The organism is Leisingera sp. M523 (assembly GCF_025141335.1).
GTDB lineage: Bacteria > Pseudomonadota > Alphaproteobacteria > Rhodobacterales > Rhodobacteraceae > Leisingera.
Map to the genome: position 1 here is coordinate 2905148 of NZ_CP081036.1, position 21509 is coordinate 2926656.

Here is a 21509-nt window from a genome sequence, read left to right on the forward strand (position 1 = left end):
GGGCTTCCGGTATGTCATTTAATGTGGAGTGCAGAATGACCCTCGATCTTTCGGCAATGACCAGAAAAGAACTTCTTCAGCTGCAAAGCGATGTGGAAGAAGCGCTGCGTACAGCAGAACTGCGCGAACGCCAGGAAGCTTTGAAAGCGGCTGAAGAAGCGGCTGCGAAATACGGCTTTTCCTTGGAAGAAATCGCCGGTGCCTCGCGTCAAGGCGTAAAGAAAAACAAAGCGGCCCCAAAATACCGCAACCCCAGCAACCATGACGAAACCTGGACCGGCCGCGGCCGCAAACCGCATTGGGTGCATGCTGCGCTGACCGCAGGCATGGATATTTCCGACCTGGAAATCTGAACCTGACGGCGGAGCAAAACCATGACCATTCATATTGGTGCCGCAAAAGACGATATTGCGGAAACTGTTTTGATGCCCGGCGACCCCTACCGGGCGAAATGGGCTGCAGAGACATTTTTGAAAGACGCCAAGCTGGTCAACGAGGTGCGCGGGATGCTGGGATTCACCGGCAGCTGGAACGGGCATCCGGTGACCATTCAAGGCAGCGGCATGGGGATGCCCTCGCTGTCGATCTACGCCAATGAGCTGATCCGCGATTTCGGCGCCAAGACGCTGATCCGCATCGGCTCCTGCGGCGGGATGCAGGACGGGGTCAAGGTCCGCGACGTGATTCTGGCGATGACTGCCAGCACTCTGAACAGCCCCTCCAGCGGTATCTTCCAGGAGCTGAACTTTGCCCCATGCGCTGATTGGGGCCTGCTGCAGGCGGCGGCGCAAGCTGCGGCGAAACGTGATGCCGCAACACATATCGGCGGCATCTACTCGTCAGATGTGTTTTATGACGAACGCCCCGACCTGAATGAGCAGATGGTGCGCCACGGCATTCTCGGCGTGGAGATGGAAGCCGCAGAGCTTTACACGCTTGCGGCCCGGCATGGCTGCCGGGCTCTGGCAGTGCTGACGGTGTCTGACCATCTGGGCACTGGCGAAGCCTTGCCGTCCGATCAGCGGGAACGCAGCTTTGGCGACATGGTGGAAATTGCGTTGGAAGCCGCATTTTCCTGATATCGCGTTAATTCATTAAAAAGTAAGGGCAGCGGTTTTCCACTGCCCTTTTTATTGCCAACCTGAGCTTTTGACCAATGCGGCCAAGAGGCACCTTGAATGCATTCTCTGCCTGCATTGCCTCATGGTGCCCTTAAGGCTGAACGCATGTGACGCCGCTGCATTCCAGAAAATCCCTATCTCTCCAGAATTCACGCCAATATTGGCGCCCCCGGCGAAACTGCAGCTTTCCTTTTCTGACCGCTACCGGCCATGGCTGCGGTCATAACCATTGCGGGGCGGGCTTTGCCAGCCCTTCAGCGCGCCTGCTGCGGGTGCAAAGATCTCGATCAGCAGCGGATAGCAGGCGGCGGTATCGCTGGAATGCTCAGCCGAGCAATCGCCGCCGGGACAGGCGCTGAGGGCGCCGAGAAGATCAATTTCGGCAAAGAATTCCAGATAGTCACCGGGCCGCACCGGGCTGGCCTTCATGAAATACTGGCCGGTATCCCGGGTAAAGCCGGTGCACATGAAGACGTTAAGCACGTCATGCACATGCGGTTCCGCCTCCGCCAGGGAAAGGCCGAGGTGTTCCGCCAGTGCGCGCGTCAGGTTTGAATGGCAGCAGTGGTGGTACTGGCTGCCGGCCAGCAGGTTGCCGGTGTAAGGATCGCAGCGGGTGCCGATCACGTCATGCACCGAGCCGCCGAAATCATCGATCCCGTACCAGCCCAAGGTATCTGCGGTAATCGTGGCCATGGGGCGCAGATGCGGGAAACTGGTCCACATCCGTTCGCCGGTGGTGATATGGGTGCCATGCAAGGCGCGGGTCTTGCCGGAATAGAACCGCTCGCTCAGGTCGTTCCTGCTCCACAGGTTGAGGTCGCCGACCTGCGGCCCCTGCACTGAGCTGATCCGGAAGAAATGCCCGGCCGGCACCTCAAAACAGGCGGCTTCGCGGGGCTGCGCCAGCACCTCGCTGGTCTTCACTGCGCTCAGCCGGGCCTGCTGATACAGCGCCAGATCGGGCGCCGGCAGGGTTTCGTTGGGATAGCAGACCACTGGCTGGACAGCGCGGCGGGCCTCCGCATCGGCGGGGGCTGCGGGAATGTCGGTCATGGGGCAAACTTTCCTGTCTGTTTGCCCCATCAAGACCGCATCGCCGCAGGTTTGCAAGCCCCGCAGCCGCGGCTGGGCTGCACCATCGGATCACAACGATCAGATCACTACCAAGTCCAGCGGCGGGAAGCCGTTGAAGCCGACCGACGCATAGGTCGAGGTATAGGCCCCGCAAGAATGGATCACCACGCGGTCGCCGCCCCTCAGCCCCAGCGGCAGCTGATAGGGCTTGCGCTCGTACAGCACATCCGCGCTGTCGCAGGAAGGTCCGGCCAGAATGCAGGGGCCGGTGGTCTCGTGGTCGCGGTCCGTGGTGATCCGGTAGCGGATCGCCTCGCCCATGGTTTCGGCAAGGCCCGAGAACATGCCGATATCGAGGTAGGCCCAGCGGTGCAGATCATCGTCATGCTTACGCGAGACCAGCAGCACCTCGGCGGCAATGGCGCCTGCCTCGGCCACCAGTCCGCGGCCCGGTTCAGCCATGATCTCCGGCACATCGCCGAAATGCGCGCCGACCAGTTCCATCACTGCGCGGGCGTAATCTTCGGCCGGCATCATATCCGAGCCATAAGAGGCCGGAAAACCGCCGCCGATGTTCAGCAGGTTCAGATTATGGCCTGCCTCATGCGCCTGGCGCCAGACCCGCGCCACCTGCTCCAGCGTGCCCTGCCACATCTGCGGCTCGCGGGTTTGCGAGCCGACATGGAAAGACAGGCCTTCAACCAGCAAGCCGCGGGCGGCAGCATAATCCATCAGCTTCAGCGCCTTGTCCGGCGTGCAGCCGAATTTGCGGCTGAGCGGCCAATCGGCCTCGCTGGCCTCAACGATCAGCCGCAGGCAAATCCTGGCGCCCGGCGCATGGGCGGCCAGCTTGTCCAGCTCCTCACGCGCATCAGCGGCGAAATGGGTGATGCCGATACTGTGGGCAAAGGCAATGTCGGCAGGGCGTTTAATGGTATTGCCAAAGGTGATCCGGCTGGCCGCAGCGCCTGCCGCAAGGCACATTTCGATCTCCGCCCGGCTGGCCGCGTCGAAATTGGATCCCTCCTGCACCAGCCGCTCAAGAATGCCCGCTGCCGGGTTGGCCTTGACCGCATAGTGAATGCGAGCCCGGCCCAGCCCGCGGGCCAGCGCCTGGTACTTGGCGGCAACCGCTTCGGCGTCCACCACCAATGTCGGCCGCTCAAACCGGTTTGCGGCGATGAAGCTCAGAGTGCGGGATACAGTGTCGCAATCACGGGCAGACAGCCCGGCTACGTTTGCGTTCATGGTCATCTCCAAAAGACCCGGCCATATATGACCGCTCAGTTCTGTCAGAGACGTTACCGTCGCTACGTAACCGTAGGGGCGTAACCCCTTTCGCCAGAGGCGCGTGCGTTGGCGTCTTGGGCGTCCATATCGGGCATGTGCCTGAGTCGTTCAAGTGTTTTCTTTGCCATCCCTGCAGCAGACCGGCAGACCGGTGCGCTCCCGCCTGCTTCAGCGGCTTTGCCAAGCCCCGCCGCAGTTGGGCCCGGCACCGCGCCTTGGCGCGGTGCCGGGCCCAAGGCCGCACGGAAGGCGCTCCGGCGCAACCGCACCGCAATAGCTGCAGCGCCATTGACTTTTGGCACGCTGCTGGCGCCAGCGGCAATCGCGGGTCAGGCCGGAAGCGCTGCGGCGCCACAGGAAATAGCCGAACACACCGGCGAGGAGAAGCAGCAGCAATAGGGGCATGGCCCCTGTCTATGCGGCGGCAGCATCAGGCTCAACCACTATGGCACTCAGGCCGCCTGATAGTATTCGATCACCCATTCGCCGGGGTCAGCCTGCTCAACCGCCGGCAGCGGTTCCGGGGTGTAATAGGCGAAGGCTTGCTCCAGCGCCTCCAGCGCGTCTTGTGCAGCCTGCTTCTTTTGCGGTTTCACGGGGTCCATCGGGTTGCCTCCATAGTCTGGCACGGTCCTCCCTTACGCAGGAGGATAGGCGCAGGCCAAACCCGCTGCAGCAGATGATTGTGCAAAGGCGTCATGCAAGCACCGCATTGCAAACCCGGCAGGCAAGTCTCAGCCGGTCAGAAGCTCCCCGGCCAGCCCAAGCGCAAAACCGGCAACCGCACCCAGTGCCGGCACGCTGCTGCGGCTGGAATGGGCCTTGGGCGCAATATCCTGGAACAGCAGATAGAGAATGCCGCCAGCCGCAAAGATCATGATCGCCCCCAGCGCAGCACGGGCGTCCGCCAGCCAAAAAAGCCCAACCAGCGCACAGGCGGGCCCGAGCGCGGCCAGCCCAAGAAAGGCCAGCAACACATGCCAGGCCGGGCTGCTGCCATTCCAGACTTCGCGGAAGGCGGCAAAGCCTTCGGGCAGGTTCTGCAGGAAGATCATCAGCGCCAGCAGCTTGGCGGTGGCCGCATCCGCCACCAGCATAGCCCCCAGCGCCATCGCCTCCGGCAGGTAGTCCAGCAGCATCGCCAATAGCAAGGCGCCGCTGCCGCCGTGGCGCTGCAACAGCGTATCGACCGCATAAAACACCGCTCCGCCAGCGGCAAACAGGCCAACCGCCCAAGCGGGCGGCAGCACCTCGGCCGCTTCCGGCACCAGCACCAGCGCCACCGCCGAGGCCAGCGCCCCGCCGCCAAAGGCCCCGATGGTGTGCAGCACCTCGTCCCGGAGCATCGGGTTGCGGATATGCTCGCACCAGGCAAGGAAGCCGCCCAACGGCATGGCGAGACCGGCAAGCCCGGCTAAAAGAATGGCAAAAACATGCGGTTGCATACCAGCAGCCTAGGGGCGGCTCAACCGAACCTCAACCCGATTGCGTCAGGCGTTAATGCAGGAGGTTGCCTGCGCCGCCTGCCCGTCCGTCACATTTTGCCCAGACTGCACGGTCCGCAAGACAATCGCCCCGGCCCCATGGCCCAGAAACTCGGTCCGCACCCGGTACTGGCCGGTGATGCCTGCCGCGTCGATACAACCGGGGATGCGGGCGTCGGTGGCAGCAAGCTGCGCGCCCAAGCGGTCATTGTCTGCCGCCGACAAGCAGCCTGAAAGAATGCTTAAGGCCGCAATGGCCGGAAAGATGGATTTCATTTCTGTGCCTGCCGTCTGCCTGGGAAAAAACAATACCCCCGGTTTCGCAGGAAACCGGGGGTGGTGCAATTTTCATCGCTGCCGGACAGCGGATCCTTGCGGATCAGTCTTGTTGCAAATCAAACGCTGCGTTCGACCATCATCTGCTTGATATGTGAAATCGCCTTGGCCGGGTTCAGACCCTTGGGGCAGGTCTTGGCACAGTTCATGATGGTATGGCAGCGGTAGAGCTTGAACGGGTCTTCCAGCTGATCCAGACGTTCCGGCGTGGCCTCATCGCGGCTGTCGATGATCCAGCGGTAGGCATGCAGGAGGGCTGCGGGTCCAAGGTAACGGTCGCCGTTCCACCAGTAGCTTGGGCAGGACGTTGAGCAGCTGGCGCACATCACGCATTCATAAAGCCCATCCAGCTTCTTGCGGTCCTCAATCGACTGCTTCCACTCTTTGGCGGGGCGGTTGGTCTTGGTCTCCAGCCACGGCATGATCGAGGCATGCTGGGCATAGAAATGCGTCAGGTCCGGGATCAGGTCCTTGACCACCGGCATATGCGGCAGCGGGTAGATCGCCACATCGCCCTTGATCTCATCCATGCCGTAGATACAGGCCAGCGTGTTGATGCCGTCGATGTTCATCGCACACGACCCGCAGATCCCCTCGCGGCAGGAGCGGCGGAAAGTCAGCGTCGGGTCGATCTCGTTCTTGATCTTGATCAGCGCGTCCAGCACCATCGGGCCGCAGCTGTCCATGTCCAGGAAATAGGTATCGACACGCGGGTTCTGGCCGTCATCCGGGTTCCAGCGGTAGATCTTGAACTTGCGCACATTGCTGGCGCCGTCCGGCTTGGGCCAGGTCTTGCCGGTGGTGATCTTGGAGTTCTTGGGAAGGCTGAATTGAACCATGGTCTGTCTCCTTCGGGTCCCTGGCGATTACTCGACCGTTACGGAATGGGCTTCGAGTCTGCGCGCCATACAGGCCGTGAAGGCCGCTCTTGCGGTTCGGAAGTCTTTGGCCTTGGCCTCGACCCTCTTGCTCTGCTTGATCGTCATGCGGACACCGCTGTTGCCAACACGCTTAAGGCCTTTGACATGAAGGACCTCCGAATTAGCGACCTCTTCCAAACAATAAGGCTGTTCGTTCATCGCATAGAGGATCGGGTTAGCCGAGGCCGGCATGGTAAAGCAGGCCATTGCCAGGCCAACAGAAAGTGTAAGCTTTTTCATCAGAACGTCCTCGCCTTCGGCGCGATCTTCTTGAGGCTGATACCGCCTTCGGCTTCGGTCGACAGCGGGTCGGTGATCACCGGACGGTAGCTGAGTTCTACCTTGTTGCCCGCCACGCGCGACACAGTGTGGACACGCCAGTTTTCATCGTCGCGGGTCGAGAAATCCTCATGCGCATGCGCGCCGCGGCTTTCCTTGCGGGCTTCGGCGCCGACGATGGTGGCCAATGCACTGGGCATAAGGTTTGTCAGCTCCAGCGTTTCCATCAGGTCGGAGTTCCAGACCAGCGACCGGTCGGTCACCTGCAGGTCGTCCAGCTTGGCGGCGATCGCGGTCATCTTTTCTACGCCTTCGGCCATGGTTTCCGCAGTGCGGAACACGGCAGCGTCGGCCTGCATGCATTTCTGCATCTCCAGCCGCAGATCCGCGGTCGGGATGCCGCCCTTGGCATTGCGCAGTGCATCAAAACGGTCGAATGCCTTATCAACAGAAGCCGTGTTCAGCACCGGATTTGCCGCCTCGGGGTCCACAACCTTGCCCGCACGGATGGCGGACGCGCGGCCAAAGACTACCAGGTCAATCAGCGAGTTGGAGCCAAGCCGGTTGGCGCCATGCACCGAGGCGCAGCCCGCCTCGCCCACGGCCATCAGGCCTGGCACCACACCGGTCGGATCGTCAGCCGTCGGGTTCAGAACCTCACCCCAATAGTTGGTCGGGATGCCGCCCATGTTGTAATGCACGGTGGGCAGAACCGGGATCGGCTCCTTGGTGACATCCACACCGGCAAAGATCTTGGCGCTTTCAGAAATGCCCGGCAGCCGCTCCGCCAGCGCCTCGGCCGGAAGGTGGGAGAGATTCAGGTGGATATGGTCGCCTTCGGCGCCCACGCCGCGGCCTTCGCGGATTTCCATGGTCATGGAGCGGCTGACATAGTCGCGCGGCGCCAGATCCTTGTACTGGGGCGCATAGCGCTCCATGAACCGTTCGCCTTCGGAGTTGGTCAGATAGCCGCCCTCGCCCCGCGCGCCCTCGGTGATCAGGCAGCCGGAGCCGTAGATGCCGGTCGGGTGGAATTGCACGAACTCCATGTCCTGCAGCGCCAGACCGGCGCGCGCCACCATGCCGCCGCCGTCGCCGGTACAGGTATGCGCCGAAGTGGCGGAGAAATAGGCGCGGCCATAACCGCCGGTCGCCAGCACCACCATCTTGGCGTTGAAGATATGCATGGTGCCATCATCGAGCTTCCAGCACACCACGCCCTGGCACTGCCCGTCGTCGGACATGATCAGGTCGATGGCGAAATACTCGATATAGAATTCGGCGTTGTTCTTGAGCGACTGGCCATACAGCGTGTGCAGGATCGCGTGGCCGGTCCGGTCAGCCGCCGCACAGGTGCGCTGCACCGCGGGGCCTTCACCGAATTCGGTGGTGTGGCCGCCGAACGGGCGCTGGTAGATCTTGCCTTCCTCAGTACGCGAGAACGGCACGCCATAATGTTCCAGCTCGTAAACCGCCTTGGGGGCTTCGCGCGCCAGGTATTCCATCGCGTCGGTATCGCCCAGCCAGTCGGAGCCCTTGACGGTGTCATACATATGCCACTGCCAGCTGTCGGGGCCCATGTTGCCCAGGCTGGCGGCAATACCGCCCTGCGCCGCCACGGTGTGGGAGCGGGTCGGGAACACCTTGGTCACGCATGCAGTGCGCAGCCCCTGTTCCGCCATGCCCAGCGTCGCGCGGAGGCCAGCCCCGCCGGCGCCAACCACGACCACGTCATATTCATGTGTTTCGTATTCGTAAGCAGCCATTGATGGAAACCTCGGAGATTACAGGGCCAGGCGGATCAGCGCATAGGCGCTGGTCGCGGCGACGGCATAAGACAGGCAGTTGACCAGAATGATCGTCAGGCGGCCTTTGACACCGTGAACATAGTCTTCGATCATGATCTGGGCGCCGGACTTGAAGTGCATCATGCCGACCCAGATGGTCAGCGCCGCCACAAGCGCCGGGAACGGGCGCGAATAATAGGCGGTGATCTCCTCGTAAGATCCGCCCAGCGCGGAGCCGAAGGTGAAGACAAACAGCGGCACCAGGATCAAGAGAGCAACCGAGCTCACCTGCATCGCCCAATGATGGCTGGTTCCGGATTTTGCAGCGCCCATGCCAACGGCGCGCTTGCGGTCAGTCAGAAATCGCATCGCGTGTGTCCTTCAGCTTAGACGATAAAAATGGTCAGAACGGTCAGGATCACTGATCCTGTGATCACAAACCAGCCCAGCTTCTCGGCCTGGTCCAGGTCCAGCATATAGCCGTTGTCCCAGATCAGGTGCCGGATGCCCGCCAGCGTGTGATACCAAAGGCCCAGTGCCGACAAGGTCATCACCAGATCGCCGAACCAGCTGGTCAGCACGCCATTGGCGATGGCGAAGTATTCGGGCGAGGTTGCGGCGGCCAGGAACCACCAGGCAATCAGCAGCGCCGAGACGATCAGCGCGTTGCCGGTGATCCGGGTCAGGATCGACGTCAGGGAGGTCAGCTGCGGCCGGTAGACCTGCAAATGCGGCGAAAGCGGGCGGTTGCCCCGATTGACATCGGCCATGTTGGCTCCTTTTCAGGTTGGCTGACGACGTTTTAGCCGATTTTTACGGCGTGTCACCCGAAGGAAGTGTTAAAAAACACGGGAAATTGCTCTGTTGGCGCTAAAAGGCCACGACTTGTGATCACAGCAAATAATTAGTGATCACAAATTTACAAATTGGAAAATTTTTGCAGAATCACAAGACAATCTGCAAATCACTGCAAAGCCAGCGCCCTCCTGTCTGCCTCGGGCGGCAGCGCAGCTGTCTGCTTTGCAACCTCCCGCACCAGCTTCTTGCGGATCCGCGCAGGGTAGTCGTCAAAGCTGGAGGCGGTGACCACAAATGCCCCGTCGCCGCGGATCACATTTTCAAAAAAATAGGCTGTCAGATCCGGTTCGCTCTGCTCGATGGCGATGGCGTTCACTGTCACCCCAAGGGCAGACAGCGCCCCATGCGCCTCGCGCGGCTCAACACCTTCGTTGGAAAATCCGTCGCCGGAAATGTCGATCACCCTGCGCCTGCAATCCGGCACTGCGGAAAACTGATCCAGCGCCAGAAACAGCGCCTCCCCCACTGCAGTGGAGTAATTGCGCCAGGGCCGCGGCGCCTGTTCGATCTGCCGGGCCAATGCCTCGACATCGGCAAAACTGCGCACCGGAGCCCAAGGCAACGTCACCTCCTGCCGTGACTCGCCGGACCATTGCACCAACAGCACCTGCGCACGCGCCTTGACCAGCGCCTCTGACACCACCCCGTCGCGCAGCCCCGCCGCCAGCCCGTCCATCTGAATGCGGTACTCCTCGGCATCCACCGACCCGGAGACATCCACCGCCAGCACCAATGCCAGATCGCAGGCCGCTGCCCGCAACGGCCAGAGGGAGAGCGTCGAGATAACCAGAAGCTGCAAAACCCGCATGCAGCCAGCTTAAGCGGCAATCGCGCCAAGGGTCATCACATTTCTGCCAGCCTCCCCAGTTCATCCGGCTGAAAACATCTGCCGTGTTGCTTTGATCTACACCTGTTCGCGCTGTAAGCATGGGCAATGAGCGTGCTGACGCCAAATACCGGAACGCTCGTTGCCCATGCGATTTCAGTAGAGCAGCCGCTCGTCTTCTGCGCAGAGAAAACCGGAAAGATCCCCAACTACGTTTTCTGCGGCATACTCGAACTGGTACAAAGCGCTGAACGGCGGGCGTAGACCAGGTTCCAAATTTCGCCGCCTAATCACCATCAGCTGTGCCTGAGGCACGCAGTGCGGCCCGCCTGGCCCGATAACCGGGAAGAACGACAAGCAGGCCCGCGACCACGAGAAGGCCGACTGTAATCGGGCGTTCCCAAATGAACGAAACACCATCGTAGAGCTGCATCGAACGGGCGAAATTATCTTCGAGCATGCCGCCAAGAATGAACCCGATAAGCAGGGGGGCAAGTGGATAGTCGGCAAACCTCAGTGCCGTGGCGCAGATGCCGAACCCCACCAGGATCAGCAATTCGGTCGCGTTGTTTTGACCAATATACGCCCCCATCAGCGTGAAAAAGAGAATGAAGGGGATCAAGTAGTTGCGCGGAACCAAAAGCACCTTGGCGATGTAGGGGATCAACGGCAGGTTCAGTACGAGCAACACCAGATTGCCAATAAACATCGACATAATGACTGCCCAGAACACCTGCGGTTCGTCAATCATCAAACGCGGGCCGGGTGTTACGTTCAGTGCGATGAGCGCGCCCAGCAGAATCGCGGTTGTGCCCGAACCGGGAATGCCCAAGGTCAGCAAAGGCACAAATGAACCGGTGCAGGCGGCGTTATTGGCTGTTTCCGGGGCGGCAAGACCCTTGATCGAGCCTTTGCCAAATTCAGCCTGCTCGTCCTTGGTTGCGATGTTACGTTCGACCGCATATCCTAGAAAGCTGGCGATCGTGGCGCCGGCGCCTGGCAGAACTCCGATGAAGAAACCTTGTAGCGACTGCCTGCCAATCACTGGTGCGATGGCCCTGGCCTCGGCACGGTTGATCCGCAAATCCTTGATCTCGTCACCGCTGCCGTCATGTGTCTCCTTCGGCTTCAACACCAGAAAGAGCGCTTCGGGCAGGGCGAACATCGCCATGGCCAGAGTGATGAAACCGAAGCCGGATTGCAGATCCATGATCCCCATCGTGAAACGCGGCAGGTTGAACAATGCGCCCTCCCCAACTGTCGCCATGATCAGGCCAAGCACAGTCATCAACAGAGCCTTGGCAACCTGCCCGGTGCCAGCAAAGGCCGCAATCGCCGACAGGCCGACGACCATCAGTGCAAAATACTCAGCCGAGTGAAAGAGAAGCGCGACCGAGGACAGGGCGGGGGCAAAAACCATCAACAGCAGCGCCCCCACGGTGCCGCCGCAAAAGCTGGCAATGGCGGCAATGGTCAGGGCCTTGCCGGCCTTGCCCTGCTTGGCCATCGGATATCCGTCAAAACTCGAAGCTACCGTTCCTGCGACGCCTGGAGCGTTCAGCAGGATCGATGAGGTTGAGCCGCCAAAAATGGCCCCGTAATAGACACCGGCCAGCAAAATCAGTGCCGCCGATGGATCGCCCATTGAAATCGCCACCGGAATCATGATGGCGATGATCGACATTGGCCCAAGACCGGGAAGCATGCCGATAAAAGTACCGATCAGGCAACCGCCGATCACCATCAAAAGGTTTTGGATTGAGAACGCCGTTTGCAGACCGATGAGAAGTCCTTCAAGCATATCAGCCTCCGAAAAAGCCCGGCAGCGGGCGCATGTAAATGCCAAGGACCTGTTGCACCAGGTACCAGACAACCAATGTGGCGATCAGCGCAACGATGATCATGATATGCCACTTGCGCTCTCCCAGAACGAACGAGCCGAGGATCAGAAAGGCAGCGGTTGAAAGGATGAAGCCCAGCGGGCGCAGGCACAGCGCATAGGCAACCATCAGCGCCAGCAGCAGGATGGCCTGCCCTAGCTTGTATTCGCCCAGCCGCCGGTAATCGATTTCACCAATCGTCACGTCGCCCTTTTCGAGCCCCAGAAGAACAACCAGCGAGGCGAGCACGCCCAGGATTGAAAGCACTTTGGGAAAGGTGCTTGGCCAGATCGGGTTGCGTTGCATGAACGGTGCAAGCCCCGTATCCATCGTGAACCAGGCGGTAAAGCCATAAGTCAGGCAAATACCTAGCAATATCAGTGCAATCCAACGATCAAGTGCCATTTTTCCCTCCCGTTGCAACGAGCAGAGCGATCACCCGCTCTGCCAGTCCAGGCTTCACAGGAAGCCCAGCTTTTTCATCAAATCGCCGATGACTTGTTCCTGCTCTTCCAGGAAGGTTTTGAACGCATCGCCCGAGTTGTGGATGTTGACCCAGCCGTTGCGGCCTCGGACATCCTCCCACTCCGGCGTGTCATACATCTTTGAAAGTGCCGCCTGGTACATGGCGACCTTGTCCGCCGGCAGCCCCGGCGCGCCGAAGAAACCGCGCCAATTCACAAATGTCGTACCGATGCCCTGTTCTTTCATCGTCATCGCATCCGGTGCTGCCGCAACGCGCTCCTCGGATGTCACCCCGATGATTTTGATCTCGCCCGCAGCCGCCAGGTCCACTGCTTCCGAAAAACCGGTCGACAGGGCTGCAATTTCACCCGACAAAAGCGCGGCCATGGCTTTGCCGCCCGCATCGTACGGAATGTATTTGACGTCCAGCGGATCCTTGCCCGCTGCTTCCATCACCATCGCGGCGACCAGATGGTCCATGCCGCCGGGAACCGAACCACCGCCAATCGCAGTTGCGCGCGGATCGGCGTCGAAGGCGGCCAAAAGGTCTTCCATCGAGTCGATAGGGCTGTCCTTGCCAACAACCAGCGCGGCATAATCACCGATTGTACCGGCAACCAAGGTCAGATCGCGGAAGTTATGCGGAAACACACCTGTCAGTGACCGGATCACGATGGGTGTCGAGTTGACCATTAAGGTGCCGTGGTTGCTTTCAGAGTTTTCGATGAGATAGCCGATGGCCTTGCCACCGCCGCCCCCGGACATGTTTTCGTACGATGCATTGCCGACAAGCCCAGCCTTGGTCAGGGCCTCGCCAGTGCCACGGGCTGTGCCGTCCCATCCGCCGCCGGCACCGCCTGGAATCAGAAAGTGAATACTGTCGAGGACTGGTTCTTCGGCGGCAAATGCCGGCGCTCCAAGACCAAGCGCCGCAACAGCGGCCGCCATAAGGACGCGACGGCCGATTTTGAATGTCGTCATTTTTTCCTCCCATTTGACAACTGTCCGCAAGACGGCTCAGTTGAGACATTCAAACACGCCAACCTGACACAGACCTGTCACGCCGCAAAAAGCCGGGTAAATCCTGATGAAGTTTCTCTTGATCGAAGATAATGCCGACCTGGCAAATGCGATTTGTTCGCGGTTGAAATTTGATGGTCATGTGGTTGATCATGCGTGTAAAATCCGGGATGCTATCACTTATTCCGAAGTTGGCGATTATGATCTGATTCTGCTGGATATCATGCTGCCGGATGGGGATGGCCGGACGTTTCTCAAACAGCACCGGGCCCGGGAGAAGGACACACCTGTCATCGTTCTGACCGCGCGTTCCCAGGTTTCCGACAGAATCAGCCTGCTGGATCTCGGAGCGGATGATTATCTCACCAAACCTTTTGATCACGCCGAACTTCAGGCGCGTTGCCGCGCCGTGCTGCGCCGCAAGACCGGTACTGCGCAAACTGTATTGCGCATCGGCGGCGTGACCTTTGATCCGGTGGCAGGCCGCCTCGCGGTTGGCGGCGAGACCGTCAACCTGCGAAATCGTGAACTGCGGCTGCTTGAGCTTCTGATCAATGCTCCTGGCCGGATTTTCCCGAAACAGAAGCTGGCCGACAGCCTCTTTTCCTACGATGAGGATGTGTCGGAAAACGCGATTGAAGTGTATATAGGCAGGCTTCGCAAGCACCTTGAGAACTCCAGCCTCAAGATCACCACCCATCGCGGTCTTGGATACCGGTTGGACCATGAGTGATGCGTTTCGTGTTTCAGGATCGCTGCGGAACCGCCTGGCGATCACCCTGATCGGCGGCGCAGCTCTGCTAGCCATTCTCTTATATTTTGTGGCGCGGAGCTATGCGGCGCAAATTGCACAGCGAGGCCAGGACAACATCATAAACGCCTCGGTGACATCAATACTGGACGCGGCCATCCTGCGTGACGGTGCCGTTGAAATCGACTTTCCCTATGCGTCTTTCGCCATGCTGGCGACGGCATCCGATGACCGAATTTTTTATGCGATCTATCAGGATGACACCGTGTTATCGGGATATGAAGACCTGCCGCGTCTGCAAATGCCGCCCGGAAAGAAGGCCGGCTTTCAGACAGTTGCTTTCCGCGGTGCCGAAATGCGCCTGGCCACGGCATCGCGTGTCTTGATCGGGGCAGATGCCAAAACCCGGATTACGGTCTCAATTGCCCAGACCCAGGATGCTCTGGCCGGAACGCTGAACCTGATTTCCCGCAACGTCGCAATTTTTGGCCTGGGGTTCTTTCTGCTGGCCACACTGCTGTCGTTCTGGGCAACCTCCACAACCATTGGACAGCTCAGGCGGCTTGCCCTGTCAGTGACCCGCCGCGGGCCGCAGGACCTGAGGCCGGTCTCGCAGCCGGTGCCGTCGGAAATGGCCCCGCTGGTGTCATCTCTGAACAGGTTTATGACACGCCTCGACTACTCCCTGCAGCAATCCGAAGATTTCATCGCCGAAGCCGCCCATCGGGTGCGCACGCCACTGGCCACGGTCCGGTCCCATGCCGAGGCAACTTTGCAGCGCGTCAGCAAGGAGGAAAACCGCCAGGCATTAAGGGCCATGGTGCGCGCAATCGACGAAAGTTCGCGCGCTGCCGGGCAGCTTCTGGATCATGCGATGATTACTTTTCGCGCCGATCATCTGGAACGCCAGAACCTTGATCTGGTTGATCTGACAAAGGAACTTGTGCAGCGCCTGTCACCGGTGGCTGAGATGAAAGATGTAGAGCTGCGGTTAGATACCGAAGCTACTGTGCCGATTTCGGGCGACCCGATCCTGCTTCAGAACGCCCTCCGCAACATCATCGACAATGCGCTCAAATATGCGCCAAGCGAAACTGTCATTCATATCCGCATCAGGTCGAGGCCCCGGGCGCAGGTTGAAGTCCGCGACCAGGGGCAAGGTTTCCCTGCGGACGAGATCGGCACCCTGGCGTCACGTTTTACCCGGGGTGCAAACGCCAAAAACATCATCGGTTCCGGGCTTGGCTTGACGATCGCACGGGATGTTGCGGTTGCGCATGGCGGGACATTGGATCTTTCAAATAAACCGGAAGGCGGCGCATGCGTTATCTTTTCGCTGTGATCATCTGTCTTTGGCCGTTTCTGGCGGCCGCGCAAGACTGGGAAGACCGGCAAGTCTTTGAAGGGCAATCCGCGACCCGGACCCTGCGGGTGCTCTCAAGCACCGACACCTCGTTCATCGCCCCGATCATTACCAGCTTTCTAGCGGTGAACCCGAATGTCTCGGTGGAATATCTGGTCACCGGAACCATTGAAGTAGACAGGTTGATCCGGCAGGCGCCGCAGGCGTTCGATCTGGCGATCTCCAGCGCGATGGATCTTCAGCTCAAACTTGCTAATGATGGCTACGCCCGTGCCGTTCCGGCGCTGGAGGTCCCTGATTGGGCACAATGGCGGCACAGTCTTTTTGCCTTCACCACCGAACCTGCTGCCATTGTGATAAACCGCGCGGCTTTTTCCGGACATGAAATTCCAAAAACCAGGCAGGCCTTGATCCAGGCCATGCGCGATCGGCCGGATTTCTTCCGCAACCGGATCGGCACCTATGATGTTCGTAAGTCCGGCGTCGGATATCTGTTTGCCACCCAGGATGCTCGCGCCTCCGAGACCTACTGGAGGTTGACGGAGGTGATGGGAAGCCTGGGCGTGCGTCTCTATTGCTGTTCGGGCGAGATGATTGATGACCTCGCCAACGGTACCATCGCAGTTGCCTATAATGTGCTTGGCAGCTATGCCGCGGCGCGCCCCAATCCGGATGATGGTCTGCAGATCATCCTGCCGTCCGATTTTCCGACAACAATAATGCGGACCGTCTTCGTTTCAAAAGACGCACCAAACCCCCAAATTGCAGCCGCTTTCATCCACCATCTGATTTTCCTGCAATCCAGCAAAGCTGGTGAAAAGCACATCAAGCTGCCGCCTCTTGTTTCAGCGCAAGACAGTGTTCGCCAGTCGACCATTGCTCTGGAACCCGCGCTGCTTACCTATTTGGACAAACTGAAGCGGCGGACATTTCTCGAAGAGTGGGAAAGCGCCGTTTTCCAGTAGTCTTGCCGGCGACTTGGACGCGTTGGTGCCGCCTGCGCGCATCTCCCTAGCTCATTCGGCTATTTGGGCAGGGTTGGGCAGAACCATATTGGTAGTGCGATAGATCAATGTCATAGCGCTGGCTCCCCATGGCGCTTCGCTCAGATAGCTGCCATTGGCCCCTCCGCAGCGAATGGTGGCTCTGTCCGGCACCTTTCGGGTTCAAACACCGCGCACCGAAAGGACGGGATGGCTTCGGCATCTCATTACGGGGTTCAATGGCGGCTTCGGTGACGTGGGCTGCAACGCAGCAGAAAACCTGCTGGACGGTCGCGTTCGCCTTGGGTCTCTCCACAAGGCTCACTGGTGAACCGCATTGTCCGCCCGCGCCCTCTCGGCAGATTTGCTATGCAAATCGCCTGCCGGGTAATACATGGCCTGCGCCGATTGCGGCCGGATCGTTCAATCCGCGCTGCCGTCACGCCCCATCGGACGCGGCGTCACGGTCCTGGCAATTTGGCACATGCCCTGGTCAGCAAGTTCGAAGGGGACCGCCGCCCATGTGGGGCGGCGGATGGCAGGATATTTTACGACCGCAATGCCACCAGATTCAGGTCTTTCCAGGGGACGTCCGCCCGCCGCCAGTCCCCCGGATGGCCCCGGAAAACCGGCCGCCCTCAATCTGGCACAGGCCGCATCAACGGCAATAACAAACACATAATCCTGAGGATGAGCACCCAAGGCGCGCGGGGGCAAAGCCCCCTTGCGTTACTTCGGCATCAAGGCCCAGTAATCGAGATCCAGCAGCACGTCCGGCAGGTATTTGCCATCCTCGCCCTTCAGCTCAAACGGCGCGCCGCCCTTGGTCGCCACCAGCCGCAGCCGGATTGCACCAACGCCAGGCGCGCTTGTATCGGCCTTGTCCAGCACCTCGGACCAAGCCCGCACGGTCAGACCCGACAGGCACGGATTGGCATGCGCGCCGCCGTTCAGACCCGCAATCATCTGCGCATTGGCAAGCCCGTTGAACGACAGCGCGCGCGCCATTGAAATCACATGACCGCCATAGATCAGACGGGTGCCATCGGGACGGGCAGTATTGTCGAAATGCACCTTGGCGGTGTTCTGCCACAGGCGGGTCGCCATCATATGTTCGGCTTCCTCGATGGTGACGCCATCCACATGGTCGATGGTCTCGCCCACCGCGTAGTCGCCCCAGCGGTGCGGCTCGCCGGCCAGGGTGAAATCGTAGTTGCTGAAATCCAGCCCGGCCGGGATCACCAGCTGGTCCGCCGGGATCACCTTGTTCAATTCCGGGATCACCGTCTCCGGCGCCGGCGCAACCGGATCGCCCTTGCGGACCATTACCCAGCGCACATACTCCATCACGCAGTCATCGCGCTGGTTCAACCCGCGGGTGCGCACATAGACCACACCGGATTTGCCATTGGAGTTCTGCTTGAGGCCGATCACTTCGGATTCTGAGCGCAGGGTGTCGCCAGGATAGACCGGCAGCAGCCAGCGTCCCTCGGCATAACCAAGGTTCGCCAGCGCATTCAGCGAAATGTCCGGCACCGTCTTGCCGAACACCACATGGAAGGCCGCCAGATCATCCAGCGGCGCCGACGGCAGACCAGAGTCCCGGGCAAATTCATCCGAAGAATACAGCGCATGGCGCGCCGGATAAAGCGCGTGATACAGCGCCCGCTCGCCGCCCGACACCGTGCGCGGCACCGCATGGCGGATCACCTCGCCAACGGTATAGTCTTCGAAAAAGCGTCCCGGATTGGTTTTGGCCGGACTGGTCTTGGCCATCAGTGTTCTCCCAGTTTGGTCTCGGGGGTGTAGGTCCCGTCCGCCTCTTTCACCACCGCCTGGCCGCAGCGCATGATCCCCTTCACGGGATCAAAGGTCTGGGTCGGGCTGCCATGCAGCTCCCAGCCCTTGTTCAGCGCTTGCGTGACCTTGTGGCAAAAGGCAGAGGTGTCGTCCTCGGACAAAAATCGGTAAAGTTTCATAGCATCCTACCCAGCAAAGCCCCTATCCCGGAAATGGCGACGGCCCGACCATTGCGTGGACGTAGCCGATCACCCCCATCAGAACAATCGAAGCGGCAAAGAACATCCCGTCCTTGGCGATGGAGCCCTTGGGGCCCGGCTGCCAGTCCGGTTCGGAACGGTTGATCACGATCACCTCAGCCACTGCCCAGGCCAGCAGACCGCCGAACAGGATGATCGACGCCAGGTCGCCATTGACCAGCAGATGCGCTGCAGCCCAAAGCTTGAAGCCCGCCAGCATCGGGTGGCGCATGCCGTTCAGCAGCGCGCCTTTCTTTGGCGCCGGACTCATCATCCAGATGGCGATCAAGACCAGCAGGTTGTTGATATGAACCATGAAGGACGGCGGCGCCCAGACGTGGATGAACTCCATGCTGCGGTAGCCCAGCACCATCAGCACCACGCCGGCAACCAGCACCAGCGCAACTACACCGCGGCCGCCGTTGCCCATGGACGCGCGCGCCTCCGGTGCCAGCCGTTTGAACAGGTGGCCGCCCCACCACAACAGGATGCCAAGGATCAGTAACGCCATATCAGTCTCCAAATGCTGTCAGCCGGGACAACAGCTAGGCCGAAAGCGCGGCGATTGCATCCGCTTTTGCCAGGATTTCGCGCGCCGTAACCACATGCAGGTTCTCGACTATCCTGCCATCGACCACGGCAACACCCTGGCCTGCGGCTTGTGCCTCATCAAAAGCGGCGATCTGGCGGCGGGCGGTCTCGGCCTCGCGCTCGGTCGGGGCAAAGGCAGCATTGGCAACCTCCACCTGCGCCGGATGGATCAGGGTCTTGCCGTCAAATCCCATGTCGCGGCCCTGGGCACATTCCGCCGACAGTCCCTCAACATCCTTAAAAGCGTTATAAACACCATCGACGATCACCAGCCCCTCGGCCTTGGCGGCCAGCAGGCACAGGCCCAGCCCCGCCATCATCGGCAGCCGGTCGGGGCGGAAACGGGTCTGCAATTCCTTGGCCAGATCATTGGTGCCCATCACCATGCCCTGCAGCTTGGGGTGCGCCGCGATGGCGGCAGCATTCAGCATGCCGCGCGGGGTTTCCATCATCGCCCACAGCGGAATATCCCCGGTGATCTCCGCCAGCGCATCCAGATCCGCCGGCGCATTCACCTTGGGCAGCAGAATCGCGTCGCAATCCATCTGTGCCGCCGCCTTCGCATCCTCACGCCCCCACGGCGTATCCAGCCCGTTGATCCGCACGATCTTCATCCGGGCGCCAAAGCCGCCCGTCTCCAGCGCCTGGGTCAAGGTCGCGCGGGCATTGGGTTTTTCATCCACCGACACCGCGTCTTCCAGATCAAAGATCACCGCGTCCACCGGCAGGGTTCTGGCCTTCTCCAGTGCACGCGGCTTGGAGCCGGGAATGTACAAAACCGAACGGTACGGGCGCGTGCGCGGGTCCATCAAGGCTCTCCAAAGTTATTTTGTTGCGTAAAGCGGTACAGATTCGACTGTATACTTTCAAGTACAATTCCGCCGCAGCGCAGCGTAACCCTCCCCGCGCATGCAGCAAGATGCTGATATATTTAGTGATTTTTAAGCGCCCGCAGGGTTAACCACTTATCAGCACCTGATTGCCAAACTGATAGATACCAAGGCACAGGACCCCTGCCGCCGCCCCAGGCCGCACCTGTTGCCCGCAGGCATGGGGCCTGCATTTCGAATTGCGTTACACACCGGCCCGCACAGGGATACCGGGGGCTGCCGTCAGGCACCCGGCTCTGTCCGGCCGTTCCGGAAAGGGTAAAACGAGATGAAAATATCAATCTTCGCACTGCCGGCAGCCTTTGCCGCACTGACCCTGGCAGCGGTACCTGCCACCGCGCAAAGCCGCAACTGCGCCCCGCGCGATACGGTGATCAAACGGCTGGCCGAAAAATACGGCGAAAGCCGTCAAAGCATCGGCGTTGGCCAGAAGGGCATGGTGATGGAAACCTTTGCCTCCGGCAAGACCGGCAGCTGGACCATCACAGTCACGACCCCCAACGGAATGACCTGCCTGGTGGCATCAGGCCAGTCTTACGAAGTGCTCGCAGAAGCACTGCCGGACACCGACAGCGACGCCTGAGCAGAAGTTATTGAGGCAGGTTTCCAGGCTGCGGTTACAATGGCCGCAAACGACGCGGCGGGCTGCTCCTGACACAGGTATCAGGTCAGCCCGTCCCAAATCAGCTTGACTCCGGTGACGGTCAGCAGCACATAGGTCAGCGCAAAGAACCCGCGCTCCGGGATACTGTGATGCAGCCTCACCCCCAGCCACGCCCCCAGCAACGCAAAGGGCGCCAGGATCAGATCCAGCAGCAACGTTGAACGTGTAAACAGCCCCAGCCCGGCATAGGGCACCGCCTTAGCAAGATTGATAACCCAGAAGATCAGCACCGTACTCGCCTGATACTCGGTCTTCCGCAACTTCAGGCTGAGGAGGTAAACCGCAGCCGGAGGCCCGCCCGCATGGCTGACAAAACTGGTGAAGCCCACCGCCAGCCCGGCCAGCGCCCCTGCCCCGGAAGAAAGCGGCGCTCCGGCGAACACGTTTACTCCAAAACGGCTGCGCAGCTGCCACAGTACAAATCCGACTGAAACGGCACCGATCAGCACCCGCATCGCTTCGTCATTCACTGCCGCATACAGCCAGGCCCCCAGCGCCACTCCGGGCACCCCTCCGGCAATCAGCAGCAGCGAGGCGCGCAGGTTCCAACGCCCCCAATAGGGCTTCAGAGCTGCCAGATCGATCAGCATCAACAACGGCAGCATCAGTGCCAATGCAGCGCCCGGCTCAATCACCAGCGCCAGAATCGCCGCGGATGCAAAGGCCGCGCCGGAACCGAAACCGCCCTTGGACACGCCCGCAAAAACGACCGCGGGGATGGCAAAAACGAAAAACATAGCGTCAAATGCCGCCATTGCCCGCCTCCGAAAGCCCTGAATTACACGCCCTTTAGCGATATCAACGCAGCATACATAAGTATACCGAACCCTTTGCCGCAGCGTGGAACCCTTGCACGGCGGGCCGTTACGCCGTAGGCATCAGGAA

26 protein-coding genes are annotated in these 21509 nt (G+C 60.4%); 7 read left to right on the forward strand and 19 right to left on the reverse strand.

The genetic code is table 11. From position 1 onward, the window contains the following. Positions 1–35 precede the first annotated feature (35 nt). Positions 36–353, forward strand: a complete 318-nt coding sequence (locus K3557_RS14270; protein ID WP_259990232.1) for an H-NS histone family protein — start codon at positions 36–38, stop codon at positions 351–353. A gap of 21 nt (positions 354–374) precedes the next feature. Beyond that, complete coding sequence (gene deoD, locus K3557_RS14275; protein ID WP_259994653.1) at positions 375–1079, forward strand: purine-nucleoside phosphorylase; 705 nt, start codon at positions 375–377, stop codon at positions 1077–1079. 243 nt (positions 1080–1322) lie between these two features. Here the strand turns inward: deoD and K3557_RS14280 are convergent, their stop codons facing one another. The 11 genes from K3557_RS14280 to K3557_RS14330 form a co-directional block, all read right to left on the reverse strand. Then, positions 1323–2177, reverse strand: coding sequence for a DUF1989 domain-containing protein (locus K3557_RS14280; RefSeq protein ID WP_259994654.1), 855 nt, complete (start codon positions 2175–2177; stop codon positions 1323–1325). Between the two features lie 99 nt (positions 2178–2276). Then, positions 2277–3452 (reverse strand): type III PLP-dependent enzyme, encoded by a 1176-nt coding sequence (locus K3557_RS14285; RefSeq protein WP_409201183.1) that lies wholly within the window; start codon positions 3450–3452, stop codon positions 2277–2279. 488 nt (positions 3453–3940) lie between these two features. After that, complete coding sequence (locus K3557_RS14290; RefSeq protein WP_259994656.1) at positions 3941–4117, reverse strand: hypothetical protein; 177 nt, start codon at positions 4115–4117, stop codon at positions 3941–3943. A gap of 105 nt (positions 4118–4222) precedes the next feature. Further along, a complete protein-coding gene (locus K3557_RS14295; RefSeq protein ID WP_259994657.1) occupies positions 4223–4933 on the reverse strand; it encodes a ZIP family metal transporter in 711 nt (236 codons plus the stop codon). 45 nt (positions 4934–4978) lie between these two features. Beyond that, positions 4979–5248 (reverse strand): hypothetical protein, encoded by a 270-nt coding sequence (locus K3557_RS14300; protein WP_237455276.1) that lies wholly within the window; start codon positions 5246–5248, stop codon positions 4979–4981. 119 nt (positions 5249–5367) lie between these two features. Beyond that, on the reverse strand, positions 5368–6147 hold the full coding sequence (locus K3557_RS14305; RefSeq protein WP_129369894.1) for a succinate dehydrogenase iron-sulfur subunit: 780 nt from the start codon (positions 6145–6147) through the stop codon (positions 5368–5370). A gap of 27 nt (positions 6148–6174) precedes the next feature. After that, positions 6175–6468 (reverse strand): hypothetical protein, encoded by a 294-nt coding sequence (locus K3557_RS14310; RefSeq protein WP_259994658.1) that lies wholly within the window; start codon positions 6466–6468, stop codon positions 6175–6177. Continuing rightward, positions 6468–8273 (reverse strand): succinate dehydrogenase flavoprotein subunit, encoded by a 1806-nt coding sequence (sdhA, locus tag K3557_RS14315; protein WP_259990213.1) that lies wholly within the window; start codon positions 8271–8273, stop codon positions 6468–6470. The genes K3557_RS14310 and sdhA overlap by 1 nt, the downstream gene beginning before the upstream one ends. An 18-nt stretch (positions 8274–8291) precedes the next feature. Beyond that, a complete protein-coding gene (gene sdhD / locus K3557_RS14320) occupies positions 8292–8663 on the reverse strand; it encodes a succinate dehydrogenase, hydrophobic membrane anchor protein (RefSeq protein ID WP_259994659.1) in 372 nt (123 codons plus the stop codon). 17 nt (positions 8664–8680) lie between these two features. Beyond that, positions 8681–9064: a succinate dehydrogenase, cytochrome b556 subunit gene (sdhC, locus tag K3557_RS14325; RefSeq protein WP_259994660.1), complete on the reverse strand. Its 384-nt coding sequence runs from the start codon at positions 9062–9064 to the stop codon at positions 8681–8683. Positions 9065–9258: 194 nt separating this feature from the next. Continuing rightward, positions 9259–9960: a DUF1194 domain-containing protein gene (locus K3557_RS14330; protein ID WP_259990208.1), complete on the reverse strand. Its 702-nt coding sequence runs from the start codon at positions 9958–9960 to the stop codon at positions 9259–9261. 126 nt (positions 9961–10086) lie between these two features. Between K3557_RS14330 and K3557_RS14335 the strand changes: the two genes are divergently transcribed. Continuing rightward, on the forward strand, positions 10087–10242 hold the full coding sequence (locus K3557_RS14335) for a hypothetical protein (RefSeq protein ID WP_259994662.1): 156 nt from the start codon (positions 10087–10089) through the stop codon (positions 10240–10242). Positions 10243–10264: 22 nt separating this feature from the next. On the opposite strand, the gene K3557_RS14340 is transcribed toward K3557_RS14335, so the two are convergent. From K3557_RS14340 to K3557_RS14350, 3 genes are read right to left on the reverse strand one after another with little or no spacing between them, the layout of a single operon-like run. Then, positions 10265–11779, reverse strand: a complete 1515-nt coding sequence (locus tag K3557_RS14340; protein WP_259994663.1) for a tripartite tricarboxylate transporter permease — start codon at positions 11777–11779, stop codon at positions 10265–10267. Position 11780: 1 nt separating this feature from the next. Beyond that, a complete protein-coding gene (locus K3557_RS14345) occupies positions 11781–12263 on the reverse strand; it encodes a tripartite tricarboxylate transporter TctB family protein (RefSeq protein WP_259994664.1) in 483 nt (160 codons plus the stop codon). Between the two features lie 54 nt (positions 12264–12317). After that, positions 12318–13304, reverse strand: coding sequence for a tripartite tricarboxylate transporter substrate binding protein (locus K3557_RS14350; protein WP_259994665.1), 987 nt, complete (start codon positions 13302–13304; stop codon positions 12318–12320). A 106-nt stretch (positions 13305–13410) separates the two neighbouring features. Here K3557_RS14350 and K3557_RS14355 point away from each other — a divergent pair, with 106 nt between their 5' ends. From K3557_RS14355 to K3557_RS14365, 3 genes are read left to right on the forward strand one after another with little or no spacing between them, the layout of a single operon-like run. Beyond that, complete coding sequence (locus K3557_RS14355) at positions 13411–14076, forward strand: response regulator transcription factor (protein WP_259990201.1); 666 nt, start codon at positions 13411–13413, stop codon at positions 14074–14076. Next, on the forward strand, positions 14069–15436 hold the full coding sequence (locus K3557_RS14360; RefSeq protein ID WP_259994666.1) for a sensor histidine kinase: 1368 nt from the start codon (positions 14069–14071) through the stop codon (positions 15434–15436). The genes K3557_RS14355 and K3557_RS14360 overlap by 8 nt, the downstream gene beginning before the upstream one ends. Further along, positions 15415–16422 carry an ABC transporter substrate-binding protein gene (locus K3557_RS14365; RefSeq protein ID WP_259994667.1) on the forward strand — a complete coding sequence of 336 codons (1008 nt, stop codon included), beginning with the start codon at positions 15415–15417 and terminating at the stop codon, positions 16420–16422. The genes K3557_RS14360 and K3557_RS14365 overlap by 22 nt, the downstream gene beginning before the upstream one ends. 747 nt (positions 16423–17169) lie before the next feature. Here K3557_RS14365 and K3557_RS14370 read toward each other — a convergent pair. The 4 genes from K3557_RS14370 to K3557_RS14385 are packed head-to-tail and all read right to left on the reverse strand — an operon-like array spanning position 17170 to position 19879. After that, a complete protein-coding gene (locus K3557_RS14370) occupies positions 17170–18216 on the reverse strand; it encodes a MaoC family dehydratase (protein WP_259994668.1) in 1047 nt (348 codons plus the stop codon). Further along, on the reverse strand, positions 18216–18419 hold the full coding sequence (locus tag K3557_RS14375) for a DUF1737 domain-containing protein (RefSeq protein ID WP_259994669.1): 204 nt from the start codon (positions 18417–18419) through the stop codon (positions 18216–18218). The genes K3557_RS14370 and K3557_RS14375 overlap by 1 nt, the downstream gene beginning before the upstream one ends. A 22-nt stretch (positions 18420–18441) precedes the next feature. Continuing rightward, the gene (locus K3557_RS14380; RefSeq protein ID WP_259994670.1) at positions 18442–18990 is read right to left on the reverse strand and encodes an NnrU family protein; all 549 of its coding nucleotides are present in this window, start codon (positions 18988–18990) and stop codon (positions 18442–18444) included. A 34-nt stretch (positions 18991–19024) separates the two neighbouring features. Then, on the reverse strand, positions 19025–19879 hold the full coding sequence (locus tag K3557_RS14385) for a CoA ester lyase (RefSeq protein ID WP_259990190.1): 855 nt from the start codon (positions 19877–19879) through the stop codon (positions 19025–19027). Positions 19880–20228: 349 nt separating this feature from the next. Here K3557_RS14385 and K3557_RS14390 point away from each other — a divergent pair, with 349 nt between their 5' ends. Beyond that, positions 20229–20543 (forward strand): hypothetical protein, encoded by a 315-nt coding sequence (locus K3557_RS14390; RefSeq protein WP_259994671.1) that lies wholly within the window; start codon positions 20229–20231, stop codon positions 20541–20543. Between the two features lie 80 nt (positions 20544–20623). On the opposite strand, the gene K3557_RS14395 is transcribed toward K3557_RS14390, so the two are convergent. Beyond that, complete coding sequence (locus K3557_RS14395; RefSeq protein WP_259994672.1) at positions 20624–21379, reverse strand: sulfite exporter TauE/SafE family protein; 756 nt, start codon at positions 21377–21379, stop codon at positions 20624–20626. Between the last annotated feature and the right edge of the window lie 130 nt (positions 21380–21509).

Bases quoted from the DNA above. Each gene is read 5' to 3' on its own strand.
- K3557_RS14270 (WP_259990232.1), top strand. From the start codon at position 36: ATGACCCTCGATCTTTCGGCAATGACCAGAAAAGAACTTCTTCAGCTG.
- deoD (WP_259994653.1), top strand. From the start codon at position 375: ATGACCATTCATATTGGTGCCGCAAAAGACGATATTGCGGAAACTGTT.
- K3557_RS14280 (WP_259994654.1), bottom strand. From the start codon at position 2,177: ATGACCGACATTCCCGCAGCCCCCGCCGATGCGGAGGCCCGCCGCGCT.
- K3557_RS14285 (WP_409201183.1), bottom strand. From the start codon at position 3,452: ATGACCATGAACGCAAACGTAGCCGGGCTGTCTGCCCGTGATTGCGAC.
- K3557_RS14295 (WP_259994657.1), bottom strand. From the start codon at position 4,933: ATGCAACCGCATGTTTTTGCCATTCTTTTAGCCGGGCTTGCCGGTCTC.
- K3557_RS14300 (WP_237455276.1), bottom strand. From the start codon at position 5,248: ATGAAATCCATCTTTCCGGCCATTGCGGCCTTAAGCATTCTTTCAGGC.
- K3557_RS14305 (WP_129369894.1), bottom strand. From the start codon at position 6,147: ATGGTTCAATTCAGCCTTCCCAAGAACTCCAAGATCACCACCGGCAAG.
- K3557_RS14310 (WP_259994658.1), bottom strand. From the start codon at position 6,468: ATGAAAAAGCTTACACTTTCTGTTGGCCTGGCAATGGCCTGCTTTACC.
- sdhA (WP_259990213.1), bottom strand. From the start codon at position 8,273: ATGGCTGCTTACGAATACGAAACACATGAATATGACGTGGTCGTGGTT.
- sdhD (WP_259994659.1), bottom strand. From the start codon at position 8,663: ATGCGATTTCTGACTGACCGCAAGCGCGCCGTTGGCATGGGCGCTGCA.
- sdhC (WP_259994660.1), bottom strand. From the start codon at position 9,064: ATGGCCGATGTCAATCGGGGCAACCGCCCGCTTTCGCCGCATTTGCAG.
- K3557_RS14330 (WP_259990208.1), bottom strand. From the start codon at position 9,960: ATGCGGGTTTTGCAGCTTCTGGTTATCTCGACGCTCTCCCTCTGGCCG.
- K3557_RS14335 (WP_259994662.1), top strand. From the start codon at position 10,087: ATGAGCGTGCTGACGCCAAATACCGGAACGCTCGTTGCCCATGCGATT.
- K3557_RS14340 (WP_259994663.1), bottom strand. From the start codon at position 11,779: ATGCTTGAAGGACTTCTCATCGGTCTGCAAACGGCGTTCTCAATCCAA.
- K3557_RS14345 (WP_259994664.1), bottom strand. From the start codon at position 12,263: ATGGCACTTGATCGTTGGATTGCACTGATATTGCTAGGTATTTGCCTG.
- K3557_RS14350 (WP_259994665.1), bottom strand. From the start codon at position 13,304: ATGACGACATTCAAAATCGGCCGTCGCGTCCTTATGGCGGCCGCTGTT.
- K3557_RS14355 (WP_259990201.1), top strand. From the start codon at position 13,411: ATGAAGTTTCTCTTGATCGAAGATAATGCCGACCTGGCAAATGCGATT.
- K3557_RS14360 (WP_259994666.1), top strand. From the start codon at position 14,069: ATGAGTGATGCGTTTCGTGTTTCAGGATCGCTGCGGAACCGCCTGGCG.
- K3557_RS14365 (WP_259994667.1), top strand. From the start codon at position 15,415: ATGCGTTATCTTTTCGCTGTGATCATCTGTCTTTGGCCGTTTCTGGCG.
- K3557_RS14370 (WP_259994668.1), bottom strand. From the start codon at position 18,216: ATGGCCAAGACCAGTCCGGCCAAAACCAATCCGGGACGCTTTTTCGAA.
- K3557_RS14375 (WP_259994669.1), bottom strand. From the start codon at position 18,419: ATGAAACTTTACCGATTTTTGTCCGAGGACGACACCTCTGCCTTTTGC.
- K3557_RS14380 (WP_259994670.1), bottom strand. From the start codon at position 18,990: ATGGCGTTACTGATCCTTGGCATCCTGTTGTGGTGGGGCGGCCACCTG.
- K3557_RS14385 (WP_259990190.1), bottom strand. From the start codon at position 19,879: ATGGACCCGCGCACGCGCCCGTACCGTTCGGTTTTGTACATTCCCGGC.
- K3557_RS14390 (WP_259994671.1), top strand. From the start codon at position 20,229: ATGAAAATATCAATCTTCGCACTGCCGGCAGCCTTTGCCGCACTGACC.
- K3557_RS14395 (WP_259994672.1), bottom strand. From the start codon at position 21,379: ATGGCGGCATTTGACGCTATGTTTTTCGTTTTTGCCATCCCCGCGGTC.